Source organism: Alteribacillus sp. YIM 98480, assembly GCF_009765375.1.
In the GTDB taxonomy this organism is placed as follows: Bacteria; Bacillota; Bacilli; order Bacillales; family Marinococcaceae; genus Alteribacillus.
The window spans coordinates 112851-138411 of sequence record NZ_VTOK01000004.1 but is presented as its reverse complement, the minus strand read 5'-3'; the positions used below and the strand labels follow the sequence as shown (position 1 = coordinate 138411).

Annotated in this window: 31 protein-coding genes; 6 read left to right on the top strand and 25 right to left on the bottom strand. The window is 37.6% G+C overall.

Translation table 11 applies throughout. From position 1 onward, the window contains the following. Both FZF09_RS06795 and FZF09_RS06790 read right to left on the bottom strand, forming a co-directional pair. Nucleotides 1-822: a sugar phosphate isomerase/epimerase family protein gene (locus FZF09_RS06795; RefSeq protein WP_158735827.1), complete on the bottom strand. Its 822-nt coding sequence runs from the start codon at nucleotides 820-822 to the stop codon at nucleotides 1-3. 16 nt (nucleotides 823-838) lie between these two features. Continuing rightward, nucleotides 839-1597 (bottom strand): SDR family NAD(P)-dependent oxidoreductase, encoded by a 759-nt coding sequence (locus FZF09_RS06790; protein WP_158735826.1) that lies wholly within the window; start codon nucleotides 1595-1597, stop codon nucleotides 839-841. A 329-nt stretch (nucleotides 1598-1926) separates the two neighbouring features. Between FZF09_RS06790 and FZF09_RS06785 the strand changes: the two genes are divergently transcribed. The 3 genes from FZF09_RS06785 to FZF09_RS06775 all read left to right on the top strand — a co-directional run bounded on the left by FZF09_RS06785 (nucleotide 1927) and on the right by FZF09_RS06775 (nucleotide 4173). Beyond that, on the top strand, nucleotides 1927-2940 hold the full coding sequence (locus tag FZF09_RS06785) for a LacI family DNA-binding transcriptional regulator (RefSeq protein WP_158735825.1): 1014 nt from the start codon (nucleotides 1927-1929) through the stop codon (nucleotides 2938-2940). Nucleotides 2941-3092: 152 nt separating this feature from the next. Further along, on the top strand, nucleotides 3093-3887 hold the full coding sequence (locus FZF09_RS06780; RefSeq protein WP_158735824.1) for a DeoR/GlpR family DNA-binding transcription regulator: 795 nt from the start codon (nucleotides 3093-3095) through the stop codon (nucleotides 3885-3887). A gap of 19 nt (nucleotides 3888-3906) precedes the next feature. After that, complete coding sequence (locus FZF09_RS06775; protein WP_158735823.1) at nucleotides 3907-4173, top strand: HPr family phosphocarrier protein; 267 nt, start codon at nucleotides 3907-3909, stop codon at nucleotides 4171-4173. Nucleotides 4174-4691: 518 nt separating this feature from the next. On the opposite strand, the gene FZF09_RS06770 is transcribed toward FZF09_RS06775, so the two are convergent. The 8 genes from FZF09_RS06770 to FZF09_RS06735 all read right to left on the bottom strand — a co-directional run bounded on the left by FZF09_RS06770 (nucleotide 4692) and on the right by FZF09_RS06735 (nucleotide 12012). Then, the gene (locus FZF09_RS06770) at nucleotides 4692-5474 is read right to left on the bottom strand and encodes a triose-phosphate isomerase (RefSeq protein WP_158735822.1); all 783 of its coding nucleotides are present in this window, start codon (nucleotides 5472-5474) and stop codon (nucleotides 4692-4694) included. Further along, on the bottom strand, nucleotides 5474-6121 hold the full coding sequence (dhaL, locus tag FZF09_RS06765; RefSeq protein ID WP_158735821.1) for a dihydroxyacetone kinase subunit DhaL: 648 nt from the start codon (nucleotides 6119-6121) through the stop codon (nucleotides 5474-5476). The genes FZF09_RS06770 and dhaL overlap by 1 nt, the downstream gene beginning before the upstream one ends. 30 nt (nucleotides 6122-6151) lie before the next feature. Then, complete coding sequence (locus FZF09_RS06760) at nucleotides 6152-7144, bottom strand: dihydroxyacetone kinase subunit DhaK (protein WP_370514432.1); 993 nt, start codon at nucleotides 7142-7144, stop codon at nucleotides 6152-6154. Nucleotides 7145-7167: 23 nt separating this feature from the next. Then, complete coding sequence (locus FZF09_RS06755) at nucleotides 7168-8442, bottom strand: TRAP transporter large permease (protein WP_158735820.1); 1275 nt, start codon at nucleotides 8440-8442, stop codon at nucleotides 7168-7170. A 2-nt stretch (nucleotides 8443-8444) separates the two neighbouring features. Then, a complete protein-coding gene (locus tag FZF09_RS06750; protein ID WP_158735819.1) occupies nucleotides 8445-8921 on the bottom strand; it encodes a TRAP transporter small permease in 477 nt (158 codons plus the stop codon). Nucleotides 8922-9178: 257 nt separating this feature from the next. After that, nucleotides 9179-10198 carry a DctP family TRAP transporter solute-binding subunit gene (locus FZF09_RS06745; protein WP_158735818.1) on the bottom strand — a complete coding sequence of 340 codons (1020 nt, stop codon included), beginning with the start codon at nucleotides 10196-10198 and terminating at the stop codon, nucleotides 9179-9181. A 159-nt stretch (nucleotides 10199-10357) separates the two neighbouring features. Then, complete coding sequence (locus FZF09_RS06740) at nucleotides 10358-11209, bottom strand: phosphogluconate dehydrogenase C-terminal domain-containing protein (protein ID WP_158735817.1); 852 nt, start codon at nucleotides 11207-11209, stop codon at nucleotides 10358-10360. Beyond that, nucleotides 11206-12012: a sugar phosphate isomerase/epimerase family protein gene (locus FZF09_RS06735; RefSeq protein WP_158735816.1), complete on the bottom strand. Its 807-nt coding sequence runs from the start codon at nucleotides 12010-12012 to the stop codon at nucleotides 11206-11208. The genes FZF09_RS06740 and FZF09_RS06735 overlap by 4 nt, the downstream gene beginning before the upstream one ends. Before the next feature lie 327 nt (nucleotides 12013-12339). On the opposite strand from FZF09_RS06735, the gene FZF09_RS06730 reads away from it, so the two are divergent. Then, entirely contained in the window at nucleotides 12340-12975 is a 636-nt protein-coding gene (locus FZF09_RS06730; RefSeq protein ID WP_158735815.1) for a GntR family transcriptional regulator, read from the top strand. A gap of 643 nt (nucleotides 12976-13618) precedes the next feature. Here FZF09_RS06730 and FZF09_RS06720 read toward each other — a convergent pair. The 12 genes from FZF09_RS06720 to FZF09_RS06670 form a co-directional block, all read right to left on the bottom strand. Then, nucleotides 13619-14215, bottom strand: coding sequence for a class I SAM-dependent methyltransferase (locus tag FZF09_RS06720; protein WP_158735814.1), 597 nt, complete (start codon nucleotides 14213-14215; stop codon nucleotides 13619-13621). Between the two features lie 132 nt (nucleotides 14216-14347). Next, nucleotides 14348-15061: a DUF4871 domain-containing protein gene (locus tag FZF09_RS06715; RefSeq protein ID WP_158735813.1), complete on the bottom strand. Its 714-nt coding sequence runs from the start codon at nucleotides 15059-15061 to the stop codon at nucleotides 14348-14350. Further along, nucleotides 15048-15572: an RNA polymerase sigma factor gene (locus tag FZF09_RS06710; protein WP_233269426.1), complete on the bottom strand. Its 525-nt coding sequence runs from the start codon at nucleotides 15570-15572 to the stop codon at nucleotides 15048-15050. The genes FZF09_RS06715 and FZF09_RS06710 overlap by 14 nt, the downstream gene beginning before the upstream one ends. Nucleotides 15573-15921: 349 nt before the next feature. Then, nucleotides 15922-16740, bottom strand: a complete 819-nt coding sequence (locus FZF09_RS06705) for a DUF368 domain-containing protein (protein ID WP_158735812.1) — start codon at nucleotides 16738-16740, stop codon at nucleotides 15922-15924. A 314-nt stretch (nucleotides 16741-17054) separates the two neighbouring features. Further along, a complete protein-coding gene (locus FZF09_RS06700; RefSeq protein WP_158735811.1) occupies nucleotides 17055-17300 on the bottom strand; it encodes an ATPase in 246 nt (81 codons plus the stop codon). Nucleotides 17301-17583: 283 nt separating this feature from the next. After that, nucleotides 17584-17916, bottom strand: a complete 333-nt coding sequence (locus FZF09_RS06695; protein ID WP_158735810.1) for a HepT-like ribonuclease domain-containing protein — start codon at nucleotides 17914-17916, stop codon at nucleotides 17584-17586. Then, nucleotides 17913-18197, bottom strand: coding sequence for a nucleotidyltransferase family protein (locus FZF09_RS06690; RefSeq protein ID WP_158735809.1), 285 nt, complete (start codon nucleotides 18195-18197; stop codon nucleotides 17913-17915). The genes FZF09_RS06695 and FZF09_RS06690 overlap by 4 nt, the downstream gene beginning before the upstream one ends. Nucleotides 18198-18391: 194 nt before the next feature. Next, on the bottom strand, nucleotides 18392-18622 hold the full coding sequence (locus FZF09_RS06685) for a hypothetical protein (RefSeq protein ID WP_158735808.1): 231 nt from the start codon (nucleotides 18620-18622) through the stop codon (nucleotides 18392-18394). Nucleotides 18623-19075: 453 nt separating this feature from the next. Next, entirely contained in the window at nucleotides 19076-19207 is a 132-nt protein-coding gene (locus tag FZF09_RS22995; protein WP_255450400.1) for a hypothetical protein, read from the bottom strand. A 164-nt stretch (nucleotides 19208-19371) separates the two neighbouring features. Further along, entirely contained in the window at nucleotides 19372-19575 is a 204-nt protein-coding gene (locus tag FZF09_RS06680; RefSeq protein WP_255450432.1) for a type II toxin-antitoxin system PemK/MazF family toxin, read from the bottom strand. A 109-nt stretch (nucleotides 19576-19684) separates the two neighbouring features. After that, entirely contained in the window at nucleotides 19685-19855 is a 171-nt protein-coding gene (locus FZF09_RS06675; RefSeq protein ID WP_158735807.1) for a hypothetical protein, read from the bottom strand. Nucleotides 19856-20317: 462 nt separating this feature from the next. Further along, nucleotides 20318-20845: a DUF4178 domain-containing protein gene (locus FZF09_RS06670; protein WP_158735806.1), complete on the bottom strand. Its 528-nt coding sequence runs from the start codon at nucleotides 20843-20845 to the stop codon at nucleotides 20318-20320. Between the two features lie 136 nt (nucleotides 20846-20981). On the opposite strand from FZF09_RS06670, the gene speD reads away from it, so the two are divergent. Both speD and FZF09_RS06660 read left to right on the top strand, forming a co-directional pair. Beyond that, entirely contained in the window at nucleotides 20982-21374 is a 393-nt protein-coding gene (gene speD, locus FZF09_RS06665) for an adenosylmethionine decarboxylase (protein WP_158735805.1), read from the top strand. Further along, nucleotides 21362-22396, top strand: a complete 1035-nt coding sequence (locus tag FZF09_RS06660; RefSeq protein WP_158735804.1) for a potassium channel family protein — start codon at nucleotides 21362-21364, stop codon at nucleotides 22394-22396. The genes speD and FZF09_RS06660 overlap by 13 nt, the downstream gene beginning before the upstream one ends. Nucleotides 22397-22405: 9 nt before the next feature. Here FZF09_RS06660 and FZF09_RS06655 read toward each other — a convergent pair whose 3' ends face one another. The 3 genes from FZF09_RS06655 to FZF09_RS06645 all read right to left on the bottom strand — a co-directional run bounded on the left by FZF09_RS06655 (nucleotide 22406) and on the right by FZF09_RS06645 (nucleotide 25285). Further along, complete coding sequence (locus FZF09_RS06655) at nucleotides 22406-23959, bottom strand: polyamine aminopropyltransferase (RefSeq protein WP_233269433.1); 1554 nt, start codon at nucleotides 23957-23959, stop codon at nucleotides 22406-22408. Between the two features lie 69 nt (nucleotides 23960-24028). Then, nucleotides 24029-24427, bottom strand: coding sequence for a DUF350 domain-containing protein (locus FZF09_RS06650; RefSeq protein WP_158735802.1), 399 nt, complete (start codon nucleotides 24425-24427; stop codon nucleotides 24029-24031). 312 nt (nucleotides 24428-24739) lie between these two features. After that, nucleotides 24740-25285 carry a DUF4247 domain-containing protein gene (locus tag FZF09_RS06645; protein WP_158735801.1) on the bottom strand — a complete coding sequence of 182 codons (546 nt, stop codon included), beginning with the start codon at nucleotides 25283-25285 and terminating at the stop codon, nucleotides 24740-24742. Between the last annotated feature and the right edge of the window lie 276 nt (nucleotides 25286-25561).

Below are 25561 nucleotides of genomic sequence, written 5' to 3'. Positions count from 1 at the left end.
TCACCTGCTTACTTTTTGATACTGACTTAGAGCGTTTTTCATATTTTTTATGCTTTTTTGAATCCATTCATCTTCCACTTTAATGGTTTCTTCCATCGATCCTTGATAAGGAAGCCAAAGTTCAATAATTCCATTTGGCGTTTGTGAAACACCATTCAAGCTATTTAATAAATACTCTAAGTCCAGCTGTCCTTCACCGACCGGAGTCCCGATTAAATCAAACCCAATCGTTCGATCCTTTCGAATAAAGATAAAATCTTTCAGATGTACGTTTGTACTATGGTGAATGACGTTGTCAATGACATCGTTTGGCATTTCCAATTCTGAAATGGAGTTTGCCGGATCTAAACAAATCCCAACGTGTGGATGATTCACTTCTTCAACGATTTCTACCAAATCTTTTGTTTTCACAGGTTCATAGGTTTCTAAAGCAATTTTTACATTATTTTCGATTAAACTATCTAATGATTCTTTTAACCAATGAACTGCTTCTTCATTTGAAGGTTTAGTGTTTTTACTGTGCACCATGCTTCGAAGCGTAGCAGCTTTTAACCACGAAGCAACGACAGCATATGTTTTTAAATGATCCGGATGGATTCCTTGGGTGCCTAGTTCTAATTCAATACCTTGCTGCTCAGCATAAAGAGAAATATCTTTCACTTCTTGTTCGGAAAATTCGACTATTTCATCATAATCGCAAATTTGAAAAACTTCTCCGCCTAAAGTTTTCGTTTTACTAATTAAGTGTTTTAACGTTTGAGGCTCTTTCGGCAATTTTTCTACTTCCCACCGGAAAGCGTAAGTGCTGATACCAACTTTCATGGTATGTCCCCCTTCTTTAATCGATATGTGATCCTCCATTAATGTCGACTTCTTCTCCTGTTAGATAACTAGCACCAGGCGAAGCTAAAAACGCAACCGTATAGGCTACATCTTCTGCTGTGCCGGCACGCTTAGCTGGGATGCCGTTTTCAATTTCTGCGCGTTTCTCCGGTGTTAATAGTCCTCCTGTAATATCCGTTGCTATAAATCCAGGTGCTACCGTGTTCAATGTGATGCCATATTCAGCCATTTCTCTTGCAGCTGCTTTCGTAAAGCCAGTAACAGCTGCTTTAGCTGCAGAATAATGGGACCCGCCAAATACTCCGCCGCCTCTTTTACCAGAAACAGAACTTAAGTTAACAACTCTTCCATACTTATTTTCTTTCATGTACGGTAAAGCTGCCTGGGTTAAATAAAATGTGCCGTTGACGTTCACATTAAAAATGAGATCCCATTCTTCCTTAGAAATATCTAACACTCTCGTTGGCCGTGTGATTCCTGCATTGTTAATCAAAATATCAATTTTGCCATGATCGTTTACGATTTCTTTCATTTTTTCATTAACTTGATCTTGATTGGTGACATCTAAAAGTAAACCATGAGCTGATCCCTTTTCCTGATTAATGTCTTCTACTGCGTCGTTTAACATGTTCTCGTCGATGTCCGAAATAATCACCTTTGCTCCGCGTTTTACTAATTGTCTTGAAATTTCTCGTCCAATCCCTCTTTTTGAAGCTGCTCCCGTTACTAAAGCTACTTGATTTTCAAAGTTCATCGTGTCGTAACCCCCATCGTTTCTAAATTAATGAATTGGTTAAAATTAATTATATAAATTTACCGGTAAAAATCGTATAATGTTTATAACCAAATTTGGAAAAACGTTTAACCAATCTGTTAAATAAAATCATAAATTCTGAAAGCGCTTTTGTCAAATGTATTTTTAAATTATTTTGTTTCTCTGTTTAGACTTTTAGGAGTTAAAATTTGCTAAAGGGTAAAAGTATAAGGAAAACTACGTCTTCCGCTATTTGGCCTTTCGTAATAACTTTGGATAATTTAAAAAATGGTTTACAATAACAGGGTGTCATATAGGAGGGTATAACAATGCGAATAACAATGAAGGAGATTGCAAAAGAGGTGGGAGTTTCAGTAACTACCGTCTCTCATGTAATAAACGGAACCAAACGAATATCTGAACCTACATACAATAAAATCATGGAATGTGTGAAACGTCATAATTATGTACCTAACTATTCAGCTAAGAACCTGCGTAATAGTGCGACTAAAACAGCTGGCTTAGTAGTGCCGAGTTTTCCGGACTCCTATGTAACAAGGTACATTAACAGCATTAGTAAACGCGCGAAGGAAATGGGATACAGTTTATTGTTTGTAAATACTGATGAGGATACCGACTATGAAGAAGAAACATTAAAGCTGCTTAACGCCAAAATGGTAGATGGAATCATTCTGGCTCCTTCCGCTAAAGCTTCTAAACCATTGCCATATGATGTAACATTCTTAAAAGATTCGATGCCGATTGTGCTTATAAGCCGCCGCCATGAAGCTTTTGATGATTGTCCCGTTGTTATTCAAGATGATTATCAAGCAGGGTACGATGCAGCCACCCATCTCCTGTACCACAATCATGAAAACATGGGGATTATTTACGCAGTCGAAGATATCTCTCCAACGAATGACCGGATAAGAGGCTTTGAAGATGCGTTAAAAGAACATGGTTTAAAACTGCCTTCAAATCATATATATCAAGGATATGCCACGGTTGAGGGCGGCAAAAAAGCCGTCCGGAAACTTTTAGAAAATCAGCCACAAATTACGGCTATATTTACGTTAAACGATTCTATGACAATCGGTGCTATTTCAGCGTTGAAAGAAATGAATAAGAAGGTCCCTAATGACGTTGCTCTTATCGGTTTTGGTGATTTCCCTTCTGCTGCTGTCATGGACCCGCCAATTACGAACATTAATTTGTCACCAGACATTTTAGGACAAACGGCTTTTGATCTGCTTTTAAATAAAATAAACAACCCGGGGTACAACAAAAGTAAAAGCGTTCACCTCCCTACATATCTGATCACCCGTAAATCGTGCGGATGTTAGGCTTGTGAAAGGTTTAACGTTTAACCTTCATCAAAGATGAGAAAAATAAGTATTATAGCATTTTCTTTCAAATTTATTTTATTTACTTTTGATTATTGTCGTTATTTTTCATATGATAGTGGTGTATCAACAATAAAGTAGAAGGTGACGCTATGAATAAACTATTTGTAACAGAACGCCGACATAAAATTATGGAAATGTTAAATCAGGAACAGCGTCTAACGGTTAAAAGATTAGCAAAAGTCCTGGGTGTCTCTGAAGTCACGCTCCGTTCAGATTTAAAAGAAATGGAGAAAGAAGGCCTCCTGCACCGTACACACGGAGGCGCTATGCTGCCAAAAGATTCTGTGAGTGATAATAATATCCCTTTTTACTCAAGAGAACGGAAAAATAAAAATGAAAAACGTTTAATAGCCCAAGAAGCCCTTCCTTTCATCCATGACGGGCAATGTATCTTGCTTGATGCCAGTTCAACGGCTCTTGAATTAGCCAGACTTCTTAAAGACACTACGTTAAGATTAACGATCGTAACGAGCGGGATATATACGGCCTTAGAACTAAGAGAGAATTCTAACTTCACCGTTATAATATTGGGCGGCGTAGTAAGACAAGGATCAAGCTCCTTGGAGGGCGTTTTAGGATCAAATGTTTTAGATCAAGTATATGTAGATACCATGTTCACTTCTGCTAATGGGTTTACTATAAACACGGGATTAACCGATTTTAATATGCACGAAGTGGAACTCAAGGTAGAAATGGTAAAAAAATCATCGGATGTCATTGCACTCGTGGACCACACAAAAATTGGCAAAAGTTCTATATCTTCTTTTGCAGCATTAGAGGATATATCCACCCTCATCACCAATAAACCGTTGGATAATGATTTAAACCAATCACTCGAACAACAGGATATCAAAATCATTGTCCCTGAAGCAGCTTTATCATAATTTCTAAGGAGTGATACGAATGAAAGAATACAAAAAAAGTGTAACGGTTAATATTAAGGAATCTCAAACCATTATTGAACTAAGCGATCTTCTTCGAACATATCAATCGGAAATTTTTATTATTAACGAAACAGAGGGGGATGTTCAAGAGATTAACCCTAAAAGCCTGCTCGGATTAGCTACTTTGAGGCTTAGAAATGGTGTGAATGTCACAGTGAGAGCCGAAGGAACCGATGCGGAAGAAGCTGTAGAGGAAGTAGTGAATTTTTTACAAGCAAATAAATAATTTTAGTTTGGATTATCTAGGCTGTCATGCTTTTGACCGCCTTTATCCTCCCCTTCTTTGCTGCCATAATAAATGATGTATATTATTACTATTAGAATCTATTTCATAAGTGCTATTTTGATTATCAAAAACGAACATTATATCGATTGTAGCGGAAGGCGGCGACTCCAGCGGGATAAGCTTGAGCTGAAGACCCCGCAGGCAGCTTGCTGCCGAGGAGGCTGAAGCCAAGCCCGCGGAAAGCGTCCGCCTGAAGCGAAAATCGAACGATAACGAGGGAATTTTATGTAATGTTCGTTTATAATGATATAGAAATGAATTATTAAATTCATTCATTAAAGCAATTTTTAAGGATTACTTGTTTTGTCACGTGCAGATCGCCTGAAGAAATATCCGGCAATGACAGCATACTCATCCAAAGTACGTTATTTAACATTCCTTTTTGGTTAAATAAAATAAGGGTCTCCTTTAAGCCATTTTACCGACTGTCAGGAAACCCTAATATGTGACTGTTCTGTTTATTTTAACGATGTTAATTTTGAATGACATGTTTTCAAAATTTCCTTAAATGACAATACATCCCATGCTGCTCTTCCAATAAATAAACCGTTTACATTATCATCTTCAAAGTACGACAAATAATTATCGTGATTGACACTGCCTCCAAACAAAATCGGTACGTCTGCTCCCTCATTGCCGTACATTTCAGTTAGAACGACACGAATTTCTCCATGAATATATGATACATAATCCGGTGTTGCCGGGATACCTCGTTCCCCAATAGCCCAAACAGGTTCATAAGCTATTAACACGTTTACTAATTGATCTTTTTCCAATCCTTTTAGACACACTTTTAACTGTTTGGATAACATTTCAACAGAAATATTATTCTCCTTTTCTTCCAGTGTTTCACCGATACAAACAAGAGGTTTCATTCCATATTGAAGAGCGGCATGGACTTTTTTGTTAATATCATGATCGTTTTCATTAAAATATTCTCGACGTTCCGAATGACCCAGCTCCACAATGTCAATCCCAATTTCTTTTAACATAACCGGAGAAACCTCACCAGTATATGCTCCTCTTTCGGCCCAGTGCATGTTTTGCGCTCCAAGACGGATTTGAGAAGAATTGATTTCATTTTTGACAGGTACTAACGATGGAAAGGAAGGGATAATAAACAACTCAATAAGTGCAGGATCAAGCTGTTCGCTAAACGCAGCCAATTCTTTACTGTATGCTGTTCCCTCTTTTGTTGTCTTTGTCATTTTCCAATTTGTACCTATATAAAATGGGTTCATTATTTATCATTCTCCTCAAGCCATTGATGCATGGATTTAAATATGATCCATACGGAAGTCGCGCCAGCATCTTGATGACCAATAGCACGTTCACCAAGCGACTTTGCTCTGCCTACTCTTCCTAATAATTGTTTTGTTTCTTCAACCCCCTGATGAGCACCTTCAACGGCGTTTTCCAATCCTTCTTTTAATGCAGCCCCTTGATGTGCACTTTGATGAAGTTTTTCCACTGCTAGTACGAGAGCATCTACCATTGTTTTATCGCCAGGCTGGACTTTCCCTCGTTTTTTTATAGCATGTAAAGAGGTGTCAAAAGATTTGGCCAATGTTTCTACGTTTAATGTAGTTACTTCATCCTGTTTATGAAACCCGCTTAAAAACATGGTACCGAAGATAACTCCTGATGCGCCTCCCATGGTTTTAATCATTGATTTACCTGTTGTTGTAAAAATATCATTTATAGTAGAGAACTCATTACGTTGAAGTTCTTGCAGTGCTGCTTTACAACCAACTTCCATGCCGATGCCGTGATCGCCATCACCAATGGCACTGTCAATTTCCGTTAAAAGAGGTTTACTGTCCATCACTTCTTGACAGACAAACTTCATCATTTGTACGGTTTGTGGAATATTCAAATAATGCTCCATACCTTTTTCTCTCCTCTATTTCATATATGTTTAAGCATTTTTAACATAGTAAGGCGAATAAGCTGGCTTATTATAGAGAGCTTTTAATTCATCATCTAATAGCAGAAGTGAAATGGACAGTCCTCCCATTTCTTGGGACGTACAATAATTATTTACATCGTTATGGTGAATGGTGATGCCCTTTTCCTTTAACATTTGATTCACTTTTCTATTTACAATCAATAATTCCATTTGCGTTGTCGACCCCAACCCATTCACTAAAACACTTACTTCATCACCTTTTTTGTATGGATAATCATTGAACAACGTTTCCATCATTTGCGTTGTTAAATCGTCCGCTTTCATCATTTTTGTCCGTTTAATTCCGGGCTCTCCGTGAATTCCCATCCCAAATTCAATTTCATCCTCTGCTAATGTAAAAGTAGGTTTTTCAAGTCCTGGAATCGTCGCTGATGATAAGGCGACGCCGATAGAGCGCGTGTTATCAGCTGCTTTTTGTGAAATTCTTGCTACTTCATCTATTGATAAGCCTTCATCAGCTGCTGCCCCTGCTAGTTTAATAACAAAAACATCTCCGGCTATCCCGCGGCGGTCTTCGTAACGAGAAAGCGGGGCGGAAGCAACATCATCACGAACCAGAATACTCTTGCATTCGATTCCTTCCATTTCCGCTAACTCAGCTGCCATATCAAAATTTAATACGTCTCCTGCGTAATTCCCGTATATTTGAATGACTCCTTTGCCAGAATCAACGGACTCGATTACTTCAAGAATGTTATATGGTGTTGGCGCTGCGAATACGTTACCAAGTGCTGCCCCATCGGCCAATCCATTACCAACAAAACCTAAAAACAGTGGTTCGTGCCCGCTTCCACCGCCAGTTAAGATGCCGACTTTATCTTTTTTTTCCTTAAGTACAACACCTCTATCCAACTTTTCATACAAATCTTCATTGACACATAAAAAACCTTCTATCATTTCTTCAATGATGTCTTCTTGGCGATTAATGACTTTTTTCATCATTTTTCCCCCATATATTATAGTTTTCAGTTTAATAGCTCTGGCAGCCAAACAGATAAAGCTGGCAGAAAACTAATGATCAATAAACTAATAATCAAGCTTACAAAGAAAGGTATCATCGCTTTTGCTAAATGTAACAGCTTTACTTGGGCGATTTCACATGAAATAAATAGATTCACACCAAGCGGCGGCGTACACATGCCTAAAGCCAAATTGACGATCATGATTATCCCAAAATGCACGGGGTCAATTCCCATAGACATCGCTACTGGTGTTAATATAGGCGCAAGTATAATAGTAGCTGCACTTGTTTCCATAAACATCCCAACGATTAACAGCAAAACATTTATGATGATAACGAATAATATAGGACTCGTTGTTAAACTCATAAAGAAATTCGTCACGGTAGCCGGGATGTTCTCTCGTGTAATAATCCAGCCAAACAACCCAGCGTTTGCAATAATAAACATGACGATAGACGTCAACAAAACGGACTCTTTTAATATATTTAATATATTTTTCCATGTTATTTCTTTATAAATCACAGCTCCTAATAAAAATGCATAGAATACAGCCACTGCGGCTGCTTCTGTAGGAGTAAAAACACCGCCATAGATCCCTCCTAAAATGATAATGGGCATTAAAATCGGCAAGATTGCTTGTTTAAAGGCAGTGAAGCTTTCTGCTCTGCTGACTTTTTGACTGCTTTTGACACCTATCTTTTTTGCAATAATAACAACCGTAATCATTAAACCAAGACCTATAACTAAACCTGGAAGTATACCAGCGAAAAACAAATCGCTAATAGATGTTCCGGTTACAACCCCATATAAAATAATTGGTACACTCGGAGGAATAATGACTCCTATCGAGCCTGCTGCTGCTTGGATAGACCCAGCTGTGTGGCGGTCAAATCCTTGTTTAATCATTGCTGGAATTAAAATACTACCTATTGCTGCAACCGTTGCGGCACTAGAACCTGAAATGGCTGCAAAAAACATCGATGTGACAACAGCAACTAACCCTAAACCACCGGTAAGATGGCCGGTGATGGAGTTTGCAAAATGAACTAATCTTTTTGATATTCCTCCTGTTTCCATTAATTTTCCTGCTAAAATAAAAAAAGGAACGGCCATCAATGGAAAGGAATCCATTGAAGTGAAAGTTCTTTGAATAATAATGTTTAAAGGAACTTCACCACTCCACACCACGGCAATAGAAGAAGCCATTCCTAAAGAAATCGCTATAGGTACTCCAATAATAAAAAGAACAAAAAGTGCGATTATAAGGACAATGCCCATGATTAATTCCTCCCGCTGATCGTTTCAAGAATGACAACGATCGAATTTAACATCATTAATAATGCTCCTAATGGAATCGAAGCATAGGGGATGGACATTGGTATTTGCAGAGATGGCGACGTTTGGGTACTGACTTGTAAAAACACATTTGTTCCCATATAAAGAAGGATAGAAAAGAAAACAATCGAAATCGCAGAAATCAATAGAATTAAGAATTGTTTCTTCTTTCCAGGAAGAAGTTCTACTAAAAAATCTACTTTGATTAATTTCTGATGACGTACTGCTACGGCTGTACCTAATAAAACCACGTATATAATCAAATACCGTGCTAACTCTTCTGACCACGGAAGCGGGTAATGAAGAACATAGCGAGAAGCAACCTGGAAAATAATAATCACGGAAGAAATGGCTAATAAAATAGCAGCAATAAATGCTGTTACTTTATTTACTTTATCCATTCCTCTAATATAAAGCTGCATGTTTTCACCTCTCCACTCTAATAGAAAAACTTGGCTTGCCGCTCTTATAAGGAAAACCATCTAAAAACGCACGCCTACGTTTACCAAATTTACAACATTTTGATAACGCCAAGTCTTTAGGCAAAGGCAGTTACCTAGTTGTACTTATACTGATTTCCTCAAAGTTTAACGACGTCATGATTCATTCATGCTAAATTTTATACTCCCTCATTAGTGTAGAAAGGGCGAAAGTAGTTTTTTTCGCCCTTCTCCGCTATTTAGTTTGTGTTTATAATTTGTTCATACAGCTCAGGAAATTCCGATTTGTATTCATCAATCACCGGCTGTACTGCTTCCATGAATGGTTCCTTATCAACATCCTCGATAATCTCCATTCCTTCATCCTCTAAACGTTCAATGTTTTCTGTTTCTACTTCATCAATAAATTCATAGTTTGCTGTTTTAGCTGTTTGGGCTGCGTCCAACAAGATTTGCTGGTTTTCTTCGGACATCCCTTCAAAAATATCGTTTCCTACCATAATGGCCGTTGGGGAATACACATGGCCTGTTAATGATAAATAGTCTTGGACCTCAAATAGCTTTGATTGATAAATAATCGTAAGCGGGTTTTCCTGCCCATCAATCACTTCTTGCTGTAAGGATGTAAACACTTCACCCCAGCCCATAGGAGTCGGGTCAGCCCCCATTTCTTGGAATGCTTTTTGGTGAGAACTTACTTCCATTGTGCGTAGTTTAATTCCATCTAAATCTTCTGGATTTTCAATTGGATGCTGGCTGTTCGTTACATGCCGGAACCCATTTTCTGCCCATGCTAATACTTTAAAATTGCTATCTTCTAAAGATCCTGCTAATGTATCAGCAACTTCTCCATCCATAACTGTTCTTGCGTGCTCTTTATCTCTAAAAATAAAAGGCAAATCTAGTACACTCGTTTCAGGAACAAAATTGGAAAGTACTCCAGTAGATGTCATAACACCTTCAAGATTACCCATATTGACAGCCTCGACCATTTCTCTTTCATCACCTAGTGAACTGTTATAATGCAAATTAACTGAAATCTCTCCGTCCGATTTTTCTTCTACTTCCTCTTTTAAAGCTTCCAATGCAGCTGAAAATTGAGAATCTTCCGTTTGGGTAGTCCCGAAATTCAAACTATGAGCTGCTTCACTGTCTCCTGTTTCACCATTAGCCTCTGAACCACTCGTTTCTTGGCCGTTAGAACAACCAATTAAGGATGCAGTAACCACCAATGATAAGAAAAATGTTAATTTTTTCATTTTTTGCCTCCTTCATTTTCTAAAAAAATAGCTTTTTCATACGTCCATTCATCAAAGAATGCGCTTTCAAACTTGCACAGATTAGAGGTGCAATGTCACCCCCCTTATTAAAATGCCCTCTAACTGTTTTTGAGTTCGTATCTTTTACATTTGAAACGATTACTTCTTTATCTCCAGCATTTCTTGCAGCACTTCATTAAGAGATTCTTGTGTGAATACATCTTTCCAGTCTGAAGCTAGAATTTTTTCTTTACCATAATCAATGGCAACTTCACAAGCATCCGAGAAAGGATTCGTACCTTTTAAAGCCACTGCCAAACAGATTTGTATATGGCCAAGAATAAAACTTTCAGCTGCTTCACGCGGCACGCCTTTTTTCACAACTTCTTCGAGAGCTTCTTTAATAACGACAGCCATCGTTCCCGTGACAACCTCTGCTGCGGTTGGTTCTAAAATAGCCATGTGCTCCACCGTAATTCGATGACACTTCTTCACGGGCTCAAACATGCTAATGCAAATGTCCTCTGCGTCTTTCATGCAGCTCTCCTCACCTTTATGCAAGGCAATAACAATGTCCTGTGTAGAGGCTACACCTCCGAATACATCGGCATGTTCTTCAGGGGTTGTATGTTCAGCAAACACCGATGGGTGACAAGGGTGGGTTACAACAAAATTCACATCGTCTCTAAGTTTAATTTGGTCAGCGTAAGCAGCAGCAGGATCTAGTGTAATTAACATTGCGCCGCTTTTCATGTTAGGAACGATTTCTTCAGAGATTGTTCCGATTAAAGTATCTGGAACAGCAAGAACAACGACGTCACTTTCCTTTACTGCATTTTCAGTATCGCTCACCTCATATCCACGCTCATTTATGCTTTGAATACCTGGTTTTGACTTTTCGCAAAATTTCACTAATACATTTTCTTTAACGAGATTATTTGTAATCCGCGTTCCCATTTTTCCGCCTGCGCCTACAACAGCAATAGTTAATTTTTCATTTTTTACGATCATGAAATTTTCCTCCTTAAGTGGTCTATACTTTTCTTAATCCATTCATCTTCCATTTTTCGAGTGTTTTCTAGCGTATCCTGGAATGGCAGCCATAGCTCGATAATGGCGTTTGGAGTTTTATTTTCATTTTTTAAATGATTGAGCATATAATCCAGCTCTAAATACCCTTCACCAAGCGGGCAGCCAACAACAGAAAAGCCGACCCATTGATTCCTACGAGACATTGTAAAATCTTTGACGTGTAAATTGTTAACGTATGGAGCCAGCTCTTGAATGACTTCTTTTTGTCCTTCCATAATCGTGTTGGGAGGATCTAGACATATGCCAACGTTACGATCATTTATTTGTTTGACGACATAAACTAAATCTTTTACTTTTACTTGTTCGTAGTTTTCGAGTGACAGGCTGACGTTTGCTTCCTTGTAATCTGGAAGCACGTTTTGAATCCACTCTATGGCCTGATTAATACTCGGCTTTGATCGTTTGCTGTTGATCATTGTTCTTACTACGGTGGTATCAAAAGATTGAGCTAATTTTAAATATTTCAATAAATGATCGGGTTCCACGCCGCGGGTTCCTAATTCAATTTCCATATCCAACTCTTTTGCTAGCCTCGCTATTAAAGCGATTTCATTTTCGCTCATAGATTCAAGTGGTTCGTAATCACAAATTTGAAATACTTCACCACCCAATTCTTTCGCCTTCCCTAACATTTCTTTTAAACTCAAAGGTTCGTTTAACGGCTCCTGATCAGGGGATGTGAATTCCCATAAGAGAGCGTAAGTACTAATGCCAATTTTCATTTTCCCTCCCCCTTCCAAGTGAAAATTATTAACATACCAAAATATATACAACTGGCATACCAGTGAGGTATAATAAGATTACAGAAAACAATTGGTTATGTTTGAAGTTGTCTATTAATATACAACTGGTATGCCACTCTCGTCAAGTAATAATTACCTTTTGTTTGCAAAAATCTTAAAATCTGTTTATATATAATGGAAAGTGAATCATGTGGAAGAGAATGAATGGAAAATGAGAAATTTAAACAGTCATCCCTCTTCGTTCCAAGCAGGGACAGCTTGAGTGTTATGAATACAATGCAATGAAAAATGATAGGAGTGTTACAAATGCCGGCACCAACTTTAAAGGAAAAAGCGTACCAAGAAATGAAAAAATTATTATTGACGGGAGAAATAAAACCAGGAGATTTTTTATCGGAAAGAACATTAGTAGAACGTCTTGATATGAGTCGTACTCCCATTCGTTCTGCTTTAGATCGTTTAGAATTAGATGGTTTTATTAAGCAGTCCCCCCAGCAAGGAATTGTCGTACAAGAATTATCCATTAATAAAGCTGCTGAGATTTATGAACTGCGAAAAGCACTGGAGTCTTTCGTGGTAAATAAACTGTCAAATATGGAACTGACTAAACAACAACGCAGCATTATTGAAGAAAATTTATCCTTGCAAAAACGTTATGTGGAAGAAAATGACATCCCGCAATTCACCTTAAAAGATGCTGAATTTCACCACCAGTTAATTACATTTGCTGATAATGAAGAAATAATTGATATCAATGAACAAATACAAGATCGATTAAATTTAATAGCGGTAAAGGTCTTTAAGTTAGATGATCAACGAATCATTGTATCTTATGACGACCACAAAGAAATTTTTGAGCACATTCTCAAGGGACAAGGCGAAAAAGCTGCTGCGAAAATGACCGAACATTTAGAGTATGGAAGACGCATACTTATGCCTTAATGGCAGGAATATCCCAAACCAAAACGAGCAGGATTTCTACTAATGGTTCACTTGTTAGGTGCAACCAAGGTGCAACCAGGATTCACGAAAAAGAGCTTGGAAAAGAAAGTTCTCAAGCTCTTTTTTATTCTTCAACAAACGCTACCCTTTCCTTTAAGCGATAACAGTCACAAAATGACTAAATACAAAAGAAAAAGACAGCGTTGAAGTTTAGCTTCTCTACTGTCTGCTTAATCTTTCTATTTCAGATTCACCTTTGTAAACTCTTTTATTCAGTATTTCAGTTTTGTCATCAACATGTTTAGTGATTTTCTCTGTATAAGTCCCTAAACTTTCAATCAAGTTTTGCTATAATTTTTGTTGCCCGACTACTAAACTTGCTTGTCCCGTTTTTAGTTCACCAATGTCTGTCTTTATGTCTTTCAGCTCACTTAGAATTTGTTTTAATATATCCTCCACAGAACTTACCTCCGCTCCAAGATAATATAATAAACACCATTCCCTATTTTCACACTTCTTGTTCAACAATCTGCCTCGATTGCTTAACACCAATTATTTCAAAAGAAAATGCGGCTTACAATGCTTATTTCCAATAGAAAAGGCACTATCCTTGTTAGGGATTAGCGCCCAATTGTTTAAGAAATCACTTTATACTGCTGGTAACAAACATTGAGGCATCTTGGTTCATAAAAATACGATTTCCGTGATAGAATGTCTTAATTTTGATGGACTTGAATCCAACGTCGGATAATATTTTCTTAAGGCTTTCATGCGAAAAACCATTATGAACCTTTGGATGATTTACTTTATCGTTTTTGTCAAAATCAATAATGATTAATGTGCCACCATTATTTAAAACATTATATAATTCTCGTAGAATTTTTTTAGTATCCGGAATATGAAGAAGAACTAATGACATTAAAACTATGTCTGCCTTAAGTTTAGGTGTTTCTTCGGTAAAATCTGCATAAGTCACCTTGGAGTTTATAATTCCTTTGCGAGAAATTTTTTCTTTTGCAACTTCCAACATTTGTTTTGATGAATCCACCAACAAAACAGAATCCACCAAGTCCGATAAGTCTAAACCAATTAGACCAGTACCACTCCCATAGTCTATTAAAGATTTTGATTTACTATTTCGTAATTCTGGTCTTACTTCTTTAACTATAACTTTGGCTAACTCAATTCGTTCTTCTGTATCATATTTGTTTGCCATCTGTTCAAAAACATTATTTTCCATATTATGCTCCTTTAGCTAAAGTACATTTCTTTACAAAATGTCCTATCTTATCTGATTTGTTCCCCAATATGGCCCAAAAAATAAGCGCTTCTCCTTGTTACAGGAAAGGGCCCATTTCTTGAAGAACCTGCCTTAATTTTCTTGCACATGAACAATAACTTCATCAAACATTTTATCACCAATATATACTTCTAGTTTCCATAATCCTGATGTTGGGAACACCATACTAGATGGGATATGTTTATCAGCACCGTTATTTGAACCACCAAGTTCACCATAATTCCATACTGTTTCTTCATTATTTCCAAGTAACACTTTTTCTCTTTCTCCCGTTTCATTTATGCCGACAACTTTAAAATCACCGTTTAATTCTTCCTCACTTCCCCAAAAATGCCACATATACTTATTAGCTTTGCCTTTAACAATTGGTTGTACTGCAGCTTCTCCTTCTTTTCCCGAACCAACTAAAAACCCTAATTTTTCTTCTTTGCCAACTAAAACATATTCACCTTTTGTACCATCACCGAATGTAACAGGTAATTTAAAAGTTGGGCTAACTTCCCAGTTTTGTTGATGAATGCTCTCATTATTTAAATTCCCTGTTCTATCTTGAATAATATTAGTTAATAGAGGCAGCGATAAAATGATTATTATTAAGGAGGTAACTGTCAACGTAAGATAGTATTTCCATATTGGAGATACTTGTCTCCTAGTTGGTGATTTTCTACCTATTTTATTATTAATTTGATACAGAATGTCTTCTTGTTCCTTTTGAGCAAGGTTAATCTTATTATTCATAGATTTAAATTCTCTATCATATTCATTCATCTCCTCAAATTGTTTCATGACGATATCCCTCCTTTACCAACTGTTTTCTCAAAGCTTTCATCCCTCTGTGTAAATTAACCTTGACTTTATTCTCGTTCCATCCAAGAATATGACAGGACTCACTTACAGAGAATTCTTTAATTTTCCTTAATACAATGACCTCACGATAAGAACGTTTAATCTTACGTAATGCATCATATAATTCTCGCTCTGTTTCATTTAATACAATCGTTTGTTCAGGAGTTTTATTGGTTACTTTTGAAGATGAAATGGAATCGATTAAACACGCAATAGTTTTTTTCTTTCTAATATAATCAATGGTTAGGTTTCGTGCTATTCGAAATAGCCAGTTCTTTACCTTTTCTCCTTGAAAAGATTCAAAATTGTGGTATGCACGCAGAAATGTATCTTGTAATATATCCTTTGCCTGGTCATGTTCACCAATCATAAAAAAGACATATTTATATATATCATTGCTGTAAGTGTGATACCAATCATTCACTCTTTGCTTGATAATGTCTTGATCCAATATCCCATCTCCTCTATATATATTTCTTTTACACCTTAACAACGGATGAAAGATCTTAAAGTTACACACTTTTTTGTTTTTGATTATGTAAAATTAAAATGTATTCATCTCGAATTCTAATAGTGACAATAAAATAAACAATGACTTTACCATAAAATAAAATGCTCGGCTAAGTTAATTCGAGCGTTTTCAACTGTATATTTAGCTTTTCATCTTCTCAAATATGGCCCAAATTCAAAAAAGAACGCAGTCCTTATTACAGGAATGCGCCCTTTAATGGAAGTTTTTCATGGAAATTACCTAGATTGATTAATTGCTATTTCATGATTCCGTGTGGAAAGCCGTCACCTTAAAGTTCAGACACCTTTATTTTTGTTTTAGTTAACGTCGTAACAACAATAATCCCTATGATAATAAACCCCAAGGAAGCAATACCCACCTGATCCTCTATACTGTAAATAATCGCAAACACTGAACCACTCAACAATCCAATTATCGCTAAATAAGTCCCAAGAGGATAGCGCTTCAACAGAAATTGTATAAACCTGCTCATCACAAGGACACCCAATATAACACCAGAACCAACCGCCAGAACTACGGGAAGGTTCATGCTTTTCAATGATTGAACAGCCACTTCATATGTACCCAGTATGGTTAAAATGAGAGCTCCGCTCATACCAGGTAAAACAAGAGCCGAACTCGCTAAAAAACCAGCCGCTATTAAAAAGATACAAGTAACTATTGACAACTGCTCCACGTCTAATACTTTCACGTCAACAAGAAATTGACTGAATACCACCAATAAACAGGAAAAAACTAAAATACCCCAGTATTTCCATTTTATCTTAAAAGCTGTGTGGGAGATCGTCTCTTTCCATAGATCAGGCAGAAACCCAAGAACAACTCCCGCAAAAAACATTAAGGTTGGTGCCTGGAAATTATGGAGAAAGTAATCAACAATATAAATAGACATACCAAAGCCACAAACCATTCCTATCCCAAAAACAAACAAGAAAGGAAGAGCTTCTTTTCTGCGTGGTGTTGTCAATAGACTTAAGGAGTACAACAATTGATTGTATATGCCTAAGATAATGGCAACTGTACTCCCGCTAACACCAGGAACAGACTCTGTAACCCCCACAGCCATACCTCTCAAAAATATGTGCATTAGCTTTACTCCTTTTTATCTTTTTAATACTCAATTGTGTCGCTCCAAATATATGAAGACTCGGTTGATAAACCCTTCCACGTGTTAAGTGGGTATTCTCATACAAAAATGCTTGATATGTATTGTTGGTTTCTGAATTTGCTATAAATGTTTCCGCCGAATCATATACAGTTTCAGTAACACATATAGGTGAATTGGAATCTTTACACGCTAAGCCAACATTTTTTAACAATCGCGTCCGTTAGTGGAATAACACCTTCAGCAAAATTTGAACTTATTTATCCCCATTTTTTCTTCATTTTATCTCTTTCTTTTCATTGAACCTCGTTAGTAAATCTTTTGCTTCTGACTTTAACTATGCGTTCCACAATAAATCCAACTATTAAGCCGATAGCAAAAGGAAGTATTGCAATATTTGCATCAAAAATCAACCCATTTTCTAACGGTTCATTAAGAACAAATGAAAACCTAAGAAGAGACAAGTTAAATATATTTCCAATCCAATATAATAGAGCCATTGTCCCGACTGATGATAATAACGGAAACCATACAATCCTCACAAAAGACCTCCATATAATACTTGTTATTGAACAAGCCTGCCCGTTCACCTAATCCTTCTCCTTATGAACAACAAATTATTGCCTTTTCCATATCCTTTTCACTTATAAAGACTTTACCGTTATCATCAATCTTGAAATCGACTCCAGCATCTGGCCCTTTAGATATAGAAAGAGCACAATCCTTTACTACAGAATTGCACCCGATTCTGGAATATACCTTTTATTAACACTCAACTTCTTAAACAAAACGCTTGACTTAGACAAAGCCAAACGTTGTGATTTCCTATAATTGATTTAGTAAGTCAGTGATTTTGTCTTTTAATGGTGGAATCTCTTTTTCAACCACATTCCAGACGATGCCGTTATCCACTCCAAAATAGTCATGAATTAACACGTCTCTTAGTCCTGCCATCTCGCGCCACGGCACGTGTGAATGTTGCTCTCGAAAGTCTTTTGATACACGTTTTGTAGCTTCTCCAATAATTTCTAAATTGCGAATCACCGCATCTTGTATTAATTTTGAACGAAAAAAGTCTTCCTCTCCATTTGGAAGGTACGTTTCAATATTTGTTATACACTCTAAAATATGAGTCAAATAGAGCTTGTCATCTTTCATAGTTGTATGGCTCCATTTAACACGTCTTCTTTAATACGCCAGTGAATCGAATTTTCTGTAACGACATCAACCTTTATTTTAAGTAAGTCTTCCATATCTTGTTTAAAACGTATCAAATCAAACAAACTTCTTCCTTCTTCGAAATCCACTAGCAGATCAAGGTCACTCGCAGATCCGTCTTCAGATCTTGCCACCGAACCAAACACTCTTACGTTTTTAATGCCATGCTCCCTTGCTATTTTCAAAATCAAGTCGCGTTTTTCTTGAAGATCGTCTAACATACATATCCCTCGCAATCTTCATGTCTTCTTGAGTTCATTATATCATGTTCTAAAATTTGTCTGAATATTTATTTTCTGGTCTCTACCTAGATTTAATAAGAATGGGGAGAAGCAGTCCATGGAACATTTATTACTGTTTAGCGGGACTATATTCTTTTCCAATAAACATTTTATAAATTCCGTAATCCTTCTCCTCATGAACAACATATTACTGCTTTTTCCATATCTTTTTCACTTACCATGACTCTACCATTATCATCAATCTTGAAATCGACTTCAGCCTCTGAAAGCCTTTCAATTGCTGAGTTTATCGTTGCTTGACTGCTTGTGGAAGGCTCTACCCAGACTTTTTGGTTCTCTTGTTCTGAATTGCAGCCAACCAAAACGACAAAACAACTAAATAAGATAGACAATGATACTTTCATCTACATCCCTCACACTTATATTTTATTAATAAAACCCTCATCATATGTCCATTTGAAAATGGAACGGATACAACGATTGCGATGTCCTAAACTAGTTTCTTTTAATTGATTTGTAGTTATTTTATTCATACGGTATCTCCGAAGTATCGTAAAAGCAGATGGTACTGAAAACGATAGGTTTTCAGTGTCAATTCTGAATAGCCCTCAATCTTTTTATCACGCTGATAGCTTTCCCAAGCCTCTGATAACAACATTCCCTGTCTCCTCCTAAATTACGAACCTATTAGTCTTTTCTACTAGGATGAGCTAAGTATGTTCAAAATATACTGAGTTATTCAACAATACTAATGAAATAGCAGTATAAAAAAGTTCAAGACCGCTGGGAGACATGTAACAGACGCTCTTCCTTATTAAAGAAAAGCGCCCATTACTTGAATAAACGCCAAGCAAAATTTAGTTATCATTCTGTTTTTTCAGCAGTTCTATTATCTCTTTATTTTGTTCGTTTGCTTTACTTAACTTACGCTCTATTGCAAACAACGTAGACATTAGTAATGCAAAAGCAATGATTGCAAATATAAACATAGATATACCACCTTGTATACATTTGTTGAAGTAAACTGCCTGTTTACTTAATATCATCCCACCCAATTCCAGGCGTGTACGTTAATTAATAAACGAAAAAGACGCTTTTCTCCTTGAAAAACGCCCAAATGTAATATAGATAAATATGAGATGAGTTCAAAAAATTAAAATAAATTTCTACACATATGTAATACCCTTTCAAGGTCATGTTCATGTAATGTCCCTAATTTACGATTCAGTTCAGAACCATGAATAGAAATAATTTTTGACGTTCGTGCTACAGACGGCTTTAACAGCCCTGCTTCTTTCCAATATTCTATAACCACATCAAATTCATTTCTTGGCTGCTGGCTGGTTACAGGGGCTATAATTACATGTCCAATGCTAATTCATTTCCGAGGGTATACGGGACGTCGCTTGGCTTCTCGAGTCCCTTTAAACATGACATCAGCCAGCCAAACACCGCCCTGTTGCATTTTACCGTTCATTATATATGTCATCCTCTTCGTTATTCCACCAGGAATAGTTTTTACTTAATAAAACAACGTCCTTGGACATATATTTATCTTTAATTTTTTCGAGCACTTCTTGTCTTTCTTTTTCGTCTAACCTATCAAGTTCCTTAATGATTTCATCTGATATGGACATGATATCCACCTCCAATAACAACATACCCTCATTATAACTCATATTCGCAAAAACATAAAAAGTTCTTCTTCTACTAAATCGATACAAAAACAGATGACAATCATATTAAAAGCTTCTGTTCCTTGCTCCAACAGCCCTCCCAATAGTTGAAGAAGCAACATCTCTGTTCAGCTATTGCGCCTTTTAACGTAATAAAAGGAGTTGTATGAGTAGCTCCTTTTAGGAATCAGTATTTATAAAAACTGCTAAAATTCTATATTTTAAAATCGAAATTTCTTTTCTTCTGTAAGCTATACTTAATGCCTTAATCATAGAAAAAACAGTAATGAAAATTATTATAGCTGAAAAAAAACTTGTTAGAATTACTGGCACTTTTGAAACTCCTTACGGAATAAAGATACAAAAAGAAAAAGCTCTACGTATTTTAATAACACCATTCTAAGTCATCCATGTTTTTGTTTTTTATGTCCCTGCTATAATGGAAATTTCTTTTTCACTAATTTCGTAACCGGTGCTTGCTTCGAGACTGCTGCCCCACCTCTCAATGGATAGTAATTTTTCCTGGGCGTCCGTGTCGGCCAAATCCCAGTATTGCACAGTCTGGCCTACGGATGCTCCGACACTTCCTACTGCTTCTTTAATGGTTGCCGTGCCGCTTTCTTTCACCTGATAATCCGTGCCCTCATAAGTAATAACGCGGTTTCCGGGTTCCTCCACCGGTGTCCTGCTTTTATCATAGATTCCGATAATCCATTCATCATCCTCTTCTAGCGAAAGCCAGCGTTTATTGTTTTCTCCTTCTAGATGATAGACCGTCCATTCCCAGCCGCCGTCCTCATACACTATCTTTCCAATAACGATATAATCTTCAAGGTCATATGTAACAATATCTTGCAGAGCTAACGTCTGTATCGTCCGCGACACTGTTCCCTTTTCTTTATCCACGTTTCTTGCTCGAAACATTTCTTTAATTCTTGTAAAAACGCCCATGTTCCAGCCTCCTTTATATTCCTGTTAGTATAGCATATTCTTTCTTTTAGATTCATTTCATAGATAACAAAACGGCATAATGGTAAAATAAACAGCAGGTTTAATTTCGGTAAAACCGTATACGGAGGGAAAGCATATGGAATATACAACCGTAGGGAAACACGATATAGCAGATTTATGGGGATGTTCGTTCTCTCTTCTTGATGATGAGCAAGCGTTAACAACTTACTTGAAAGAAGCCGTATCTGCGGCAGGGGCAACCATTCTTTCTCTGCAGTCACACCGCTTTGACCCTCAAGGTGTTACGGTTTTAGCTATGCTGTCTGAATCCCATATGAGCATCCACACTTATCCGGAAAAGGGATTTTGCGGGATTGACTGCTATACGTGCGGGTCCTCCGTTAATTCCGATGCCTCTATCAGTTATATGGTTCGCTGTCTGTCTCCATCCACGGTTCATAGAAAATTACTGAAGCGCGGAAGTGGCAGGATCGAGGAAGCACAGGGAGTGTCAGAATGTACATATTAAGGGTAATTTATGAAAAAGCAATTAATATCGGGAACTGGTCACTTTTTATATTCACGATACTTTTTATGGCTATGTCCGTTATAGGCATTCAATGGATCGAGCCTGAAACGTTCGACCTCATGAGTGCATTGTGGTGGGTGATGACCACTTCTACAACCGTGGGATACGGGGATATTTCTCCTGTCTCAGCAGGCGGCCAATGGTTTACTATGTTATTTGTATATCCTATCGGCATTGGAATTATCGGGGTTGTCATTTCCAAAATTCTTGATTCTATGCTTCATTATAAGCAAGCAAAGGAGGAAGGAAGATTGTTGTTTAAAGAAACAAACCACACTGTTTTTATCGGCTGGGCAGACGGAAAAACACAAAGTGCGGTAGAAGAACTCTTAACAAACAATAACACACATGTTGTCTTAATTGACCGTAACCTTGATAAATCTCCCTTCCACCACGAACGTTTTCATTATATTCGAGGAAGTGCTACAGATGAACAAACCCTAAAGAACGCCAACGTCTTAGAAGCGAAAACGGTGGGAATCTTTGCACCGCAGGATATCGAAGACCTGGATTTGGCAGACGGGCGAACATATTTAATCGCCTCCACGATCGAGGCATACGGAGAAAAACACGGCAAACCCATTTATACGATTGCTGAAATTATGTCAGATAAACACGAAGAACTCTTTTCTCGAGCAGGTATCAACGAGTGTATTCCTTCATATCAATCCGTATCAAACTTGATTGCAAAATCTGCGGAATACCACGGATCTAGTACATTTTTCATGCAATTGCTCAGCAAACAATACGGCGATGATCTTCATTTAATCCCCCGAAAAGATAAGTGGCGCACATATCGACAAGCCCGTGATGAACTGGATAAGCATGGGGCTATCCTTATTGCTGATGAAACGTCATTCCTTACCGAGGGCTGGGATGAACCCATTCGAGCCCATACAAAACTTGCTGTCATCTGTAATCAGGAAGCCTATGAAAAAATTATGAAAGAATACGCGTCATAGACATGGAGGTTAGTAATATCTCCATGCGTCATTATACAAATCAGCTAATACCGGATGATTGATCGTATTTTCCTGATAAGAAAATCCGTCGATATCTTTATTTTCATCCTTTCCAAATTCAAATAATCCTGCTAGCATGTCTTCCTCGAGATACTTGGTTTCAGCTTGTTCTGGTATGGTGATATCATTTACATCAAACGGACGTTTCGCTGCCATCGTAAATCCCCAGTCCCCAAAAGATGGAACGTCAACATGAAGATTATCGACAAAAAAACCAGCCCCTTCGATGGTTTCTGAAATGGTCCAATAGGATTTTCTTGAAAAAACCGGGCTTGTCGACTGCACGACAGCAACGCCATGTTGATCAAGCCTGTCATACATCAACCCATACATTTCCCTTGAATATAATTTGCTTAAGTCCAGACTATTAGGGTCCGGAAGATCCGACAAAATGAAGTCATAGGTGTCTTCGCTTTCTTTAATAAACGAGAAAGCATCGTCATGAACAATAGCAACCCGTTCATCATCTAATGAATGTTCATTAATGGCGGTCAGATGAGGACTTGTCATGGCCAGCTCCGTGACTTTTGGATCCAGGTCTACTAATGTAATGGAATCAATGGTATCATACGTAAGCAATTCCCTGACTGCTAGACCATCTCCTCCTCCCATTATTAATACATCCATACCATTGCTGGTGTTTTGCCGCTGATGCTGAAGCAGCCCCATCCCTGGATGAACCAAGGTTTCATGATAGCGGTATTCATCCGATTCGGCAAACTGCAAATTCCCGTTTAAGTAAAAACGAAAATCTCCTGGAGTATTCGTTCCTATAATTTTTTGATAAGGGGTTTCTTCATTAATCACAACCGGATTGTCATACATTCGCTGTTCGAGAACTTTGGCATAACTATCACCGAAAATAAATCCCGTCCCAATCACCAGAATCAGGATACAACCTATGATTTGGGAGCTCTTTGGCTTCTGAATATCTTTTTTGAAAACAAAAGAAAGCCAAAACGCTACCGACACATTAATGAGTCCCACAAAAAATGCCGTCTGGATATAACCCAGCCACGGACTTAATAGCAAGGCAAAACCTAGCGTACCAATTAATGAACCCGCGTAATCACTGAATAATGTGCGTGCTGCACTCTTTTTCAGTTCATCTCCACGCTTCTCCGCTTCCCTTATTAAAATAGGAAGTTCCATGCCAGTAAGACATCCTAATACAAAAATCAATAAACAAAAGACAACAGACGCAGTATCACTTCCCACAACAGAAAACATCATATAGATGAACAAAGTGGAAAAAGCACCCACTGGTCCTATCAGATATTCAATTCCAATGATGCGGTCAACTAAGTGTTTTTTCATGCGTTCTGAAAACATAGAGCCAACGCCCATTCCTGATAAACTACCGCCGACCGCAATGGCGTAGGAAAGAATGGAACTTCCCAATAGATAGGAGCCGGCTGCCCCTAATAGCATTTGGTAAGTAATACCGCATACTGACACAATAAACGATGAAATGTATAACAGGTTGGTTGGTTTTTTCCACATTTCAAACACGATGTATCCCCTCTTTTCCGGTCCATAAAACAAGAAAAAAAGGACGCCGCGCGCCCCTCTTTAAATGATGGCAATAGCTACCGCGTGAGCAATCACAACGGAAATCGCCAGAGATAAAATGCCAACTGCTTTATTATCTTTGGCAAGTTCTTCATCCACTTTAAAGGATGGTGTTAAAAATTCGAATATTAAATAACCGATTATAAGAAGTACAAATCCTGCCAATCCCCAAATCAACGTTTCGCTTAGAGAATATGAATATTCCGCCGAGACTTTCATAATGTAACCGAGTGCGTAAATCTTTCCCGATACAGACAGGGCAACGGAGATATTTCCACTTTTAATTTCTTCCATATCTTTAAACTTTGTTATCTTTTCAAAAATAAACGTGGCAACAATAATAACAGCCATAATAATGACAAACCACCTGATTGAATCCAATAACACTGTCATTTCCATGATAAATTCCTCCTTTATTATGTGAATCAATATCATAATTGAGTTCTTGAATATAAAATACATATGTTCTATGAATTCACTTCACTATCATTCGATTTTCGCTACAGGCGGACGCTTTCCGCGGGCTTGGCCTCAGCCTCCTCGGCAGCAAGCTGCCTGCGGGGTCTTCACCTCAAGCTTTTCCCGCAGGAGTCGCCGCCTTTCGCTGCAATCGATAGATTGTTCGCTTTTTATAAACAAAAAGACACTTATGAAATTGATTCATGTAACAATCATTGTTTATAAGAAAAGTGTAAGATGCTTGTACTTTTCTTATTTTCCCGACCCTGGTCCTCCGCCGCGGGTACCTTTGGAATTCACAGAGCCAGAACGGTTTGAACCTGTTTCTCCCGGGTTCCTATGATAGTTTCCGCCCGTTGTAACATAACCTTGATATTCCCTGTCTCTATCTTGATTTCCCATATTATACAAGCCTCTAATGATGCGATATATGGCATAAGTCTCAAGCAAGGAAGGGCTGTAATTATTTTTGACAAACTCTTTTTCAGAGACTTCCACAAGTGAATCCTGCGGTTGTTCTGGATCTTCCATAACCTGAATCGTCCGGTCTTCATACACTAAAAACATTCGTTCATCGTCTTCAGCTGATGTTTCTACTGGTTCGCTGTCCTGCTGTATCGTTTCGGCTACTTCAGGTACTGCTGCTGCCTCCGCACGGTATATGTATGATTCGTTGTTAGCGTTGTCTTCCATGACGTTTTCTAACTCGTAATTTCGGGATACCACATCATTTGAAGACGTACATCCTGTCAATAGAACAACTGTTATAATGAAACTAATAATTGCCTTTCTTTTCACGACATTCCCCCCTTTCTGCATTGTTCTATACACAAGTCCTAATACTTGCTCCCCCCCAATGTCAGAATAGTTTTGGCAAGCAAGGCAGCTATCCTCATGTTGTAATATCTACAAACAGTTTTAATCTCTATTTTTAACGATCGAATGTCTATTATTTTACGAGACTATGAGTAGAATGAAAAGCACATAAATATATTTCAATGAAAACTTATTTTAATAAAATAAAAAGTAAAGTATAATATATTGTGTTACGGAGATAAAATGGACAAATGACAT

Coding starts and splice junctions, on each gene's coding strand:
- FZF09_RS06715 (WP_158735813.1), bottom strand. CDS start 15,061: ATGAAACAATTTGAGGAGATGAATGAATATGATAGAGAATTTAAATCT.
- FZF09_RS06780 (WP_158735824.1), top strand. CDS start 3,093: ATGAATAAACTATTTGTAACAGAACGCCGACATAAAATTATGGAAATG.
- FZF09_RS06735 (WP_158735816.1), bottom strand. CDS start 12,012: ATGAAAATTGGCATTAGTACTTACGCTCTCTTATGGGAATTCACATCC.
- FZF09_RS06785 (WP_158735825.1), top strand. CDS start 1,927: ATGCGAATAACAATGAAGGAGATTGCAAAAGAGGTGGGAGTTTCAGTA.
- FZF09_RS06730 (WP_158735815.1), top strand. CDS start 12,340: ATGCCGGCACCAACTTTAAAGGAAAAAGCGTACCAAGAAATGAAAAAA.
- FZF09_RS22995 (WP_255450400.1), bottom strand. CDS start 19,207: ATGTTTATATTTGCAATCATTGCTTTTGCATTACTAATGTCTACGTTG.
- FZF09_RS06770 (WP_158735822.1), bottom strand. CDS start 5,474: ATGAACCCATTTTATATAGGTACAAATTGGAAAATGACAAAGACAACA.
- FZF09_RS06720 (WP_158735814.1), bottom strand. CDS start 14,215: ATGGAAAATAATGTTTTTGAACAGATGGCAAACAAATATGATACAGAA.
- FZF09_RS06750 (WP_158735819.1), bottom strand. CDS start 8,921: ATGCAGCTTTATATTAGAGGAATGGATAAAGTAAATAAAGTAACAGCA.
- FZF09_RS06690 (WP_158735809.1), bottom strand. CDS start 18,197: ATGTTAGACGATCTTCAAGAAAAACGCGACTTGATTTTGAAAATAGCA.
- FZF09_RS06650 (WP_158735802.1), bottom strand. CDS start 24,427: ATGGAAATGACAGTGTTATTGGATTCAATCAGGTGGTTTGTCATTATT.
- FZF09_RS06755 (WP_158735820.1), bottom strand. CDS start 8,442: ATGGGCATTGTCCTTATAATCGCACTTTTTGTTCTTTTTATTATTGGA.
- FZF09_RS06740 (WP_158735817.1), bottom strand. CDS start 11,209: ATGATCGTAAAAAATGAAAAATTAACTATTGCTGTTGTAGGCGCAGGC.
- dhaL (WP_158735821.1), bottom strand. CDS start 6,121: ATGGAGCATTATTTGAATATTCCACAAACCGTACAAATGATGAAGTTT.
- FZF09_RS06760 (WP_370514432.1), bottom strand. CDS start 7,144: ATGATGAAAAAAGTCATTAATCGCCAAGAAGACATCATTGAAGAAATG.
- FZF09_RS06695 (WP_158735810.1), bottom strand. CDS start 17,916: ATGAAAGATGACAAGCTCTATTTGACTCATATTTTAGAGTGTATAACA.
- FZF09_RS06675 (WP_158735807.1), bottom strand. CDS start 19,855: ATGTCCATATCAGATGAAATCATTAAGGAACTTGATAGGTTAGACGAA.
- FZF09_RS06655 (WP_233269433.1), bottom strand. CDS start 23,959: ATGTGGAAAAAACCAACCAACCTGTTATACATTTCATCGTTTATTGTG.
- FZF09_RS06790 (WP_158735826.1), bottom strand. CDS start 1,597: ATGAACTTTGAAAATCAAGTAGCTTTAGTAACGGGAGCAGCTTCAAAA.
- speD (WP_158735805.1), top strand. CDS start 20,982: ATGGAATATACAACCGTAGGGAAACACGATATAGCAGATTTATGGGGA.
- FZF09_RS06660 (WP_158735804.1), top strand. CDS start 21,362: ATGTACATATTAAGGGTAATTTATGAAAAAGCAATTAATATCGGGAAC.
- FZF09_RS06745 (WP_158735818.1), bottom strand. CDS start 10,198: ATGAAAAAATTAACATTTTTCTTATCATTGGTGGTTACTGCATCCTTA.
- FZF09_RS06685 (WP_158735808.1), bottom strand. CDS start 18,622: ATGAAAGTATCATTGTCTATCTTATTTAGTTGTTTTGTCGTTTTGGTT.
- FZF09_RS06670 (WP_158735806.1), bottom strand. CDS start 20,845: ATGGGCGTTTTTACAAGAATTAAAGAAATGTTTCGAGCAAGAAACGTG.
- FZF09_RS06795 (WP_158735827.1), bottom strand. CDS start 822: ATGAAAGTTGGTATCAGCACTTACGCTTTCCGGTGGGAAGTAGAAAAA.
- FZF09_RS06705 (WP_158735812.1), bottom strand. CDS start 16,740: ATGCACATATTTTTGAGAGGTATGGCTGTGGGGGTTACAGAGTCTGTT.
- FZF09_RS06775 (WP_158735823.1), top strand. CDS start 3,907: ATGAAAGAATACAAAAAAAGTGTAACGGTTAATATTAAGGAATCTCAA.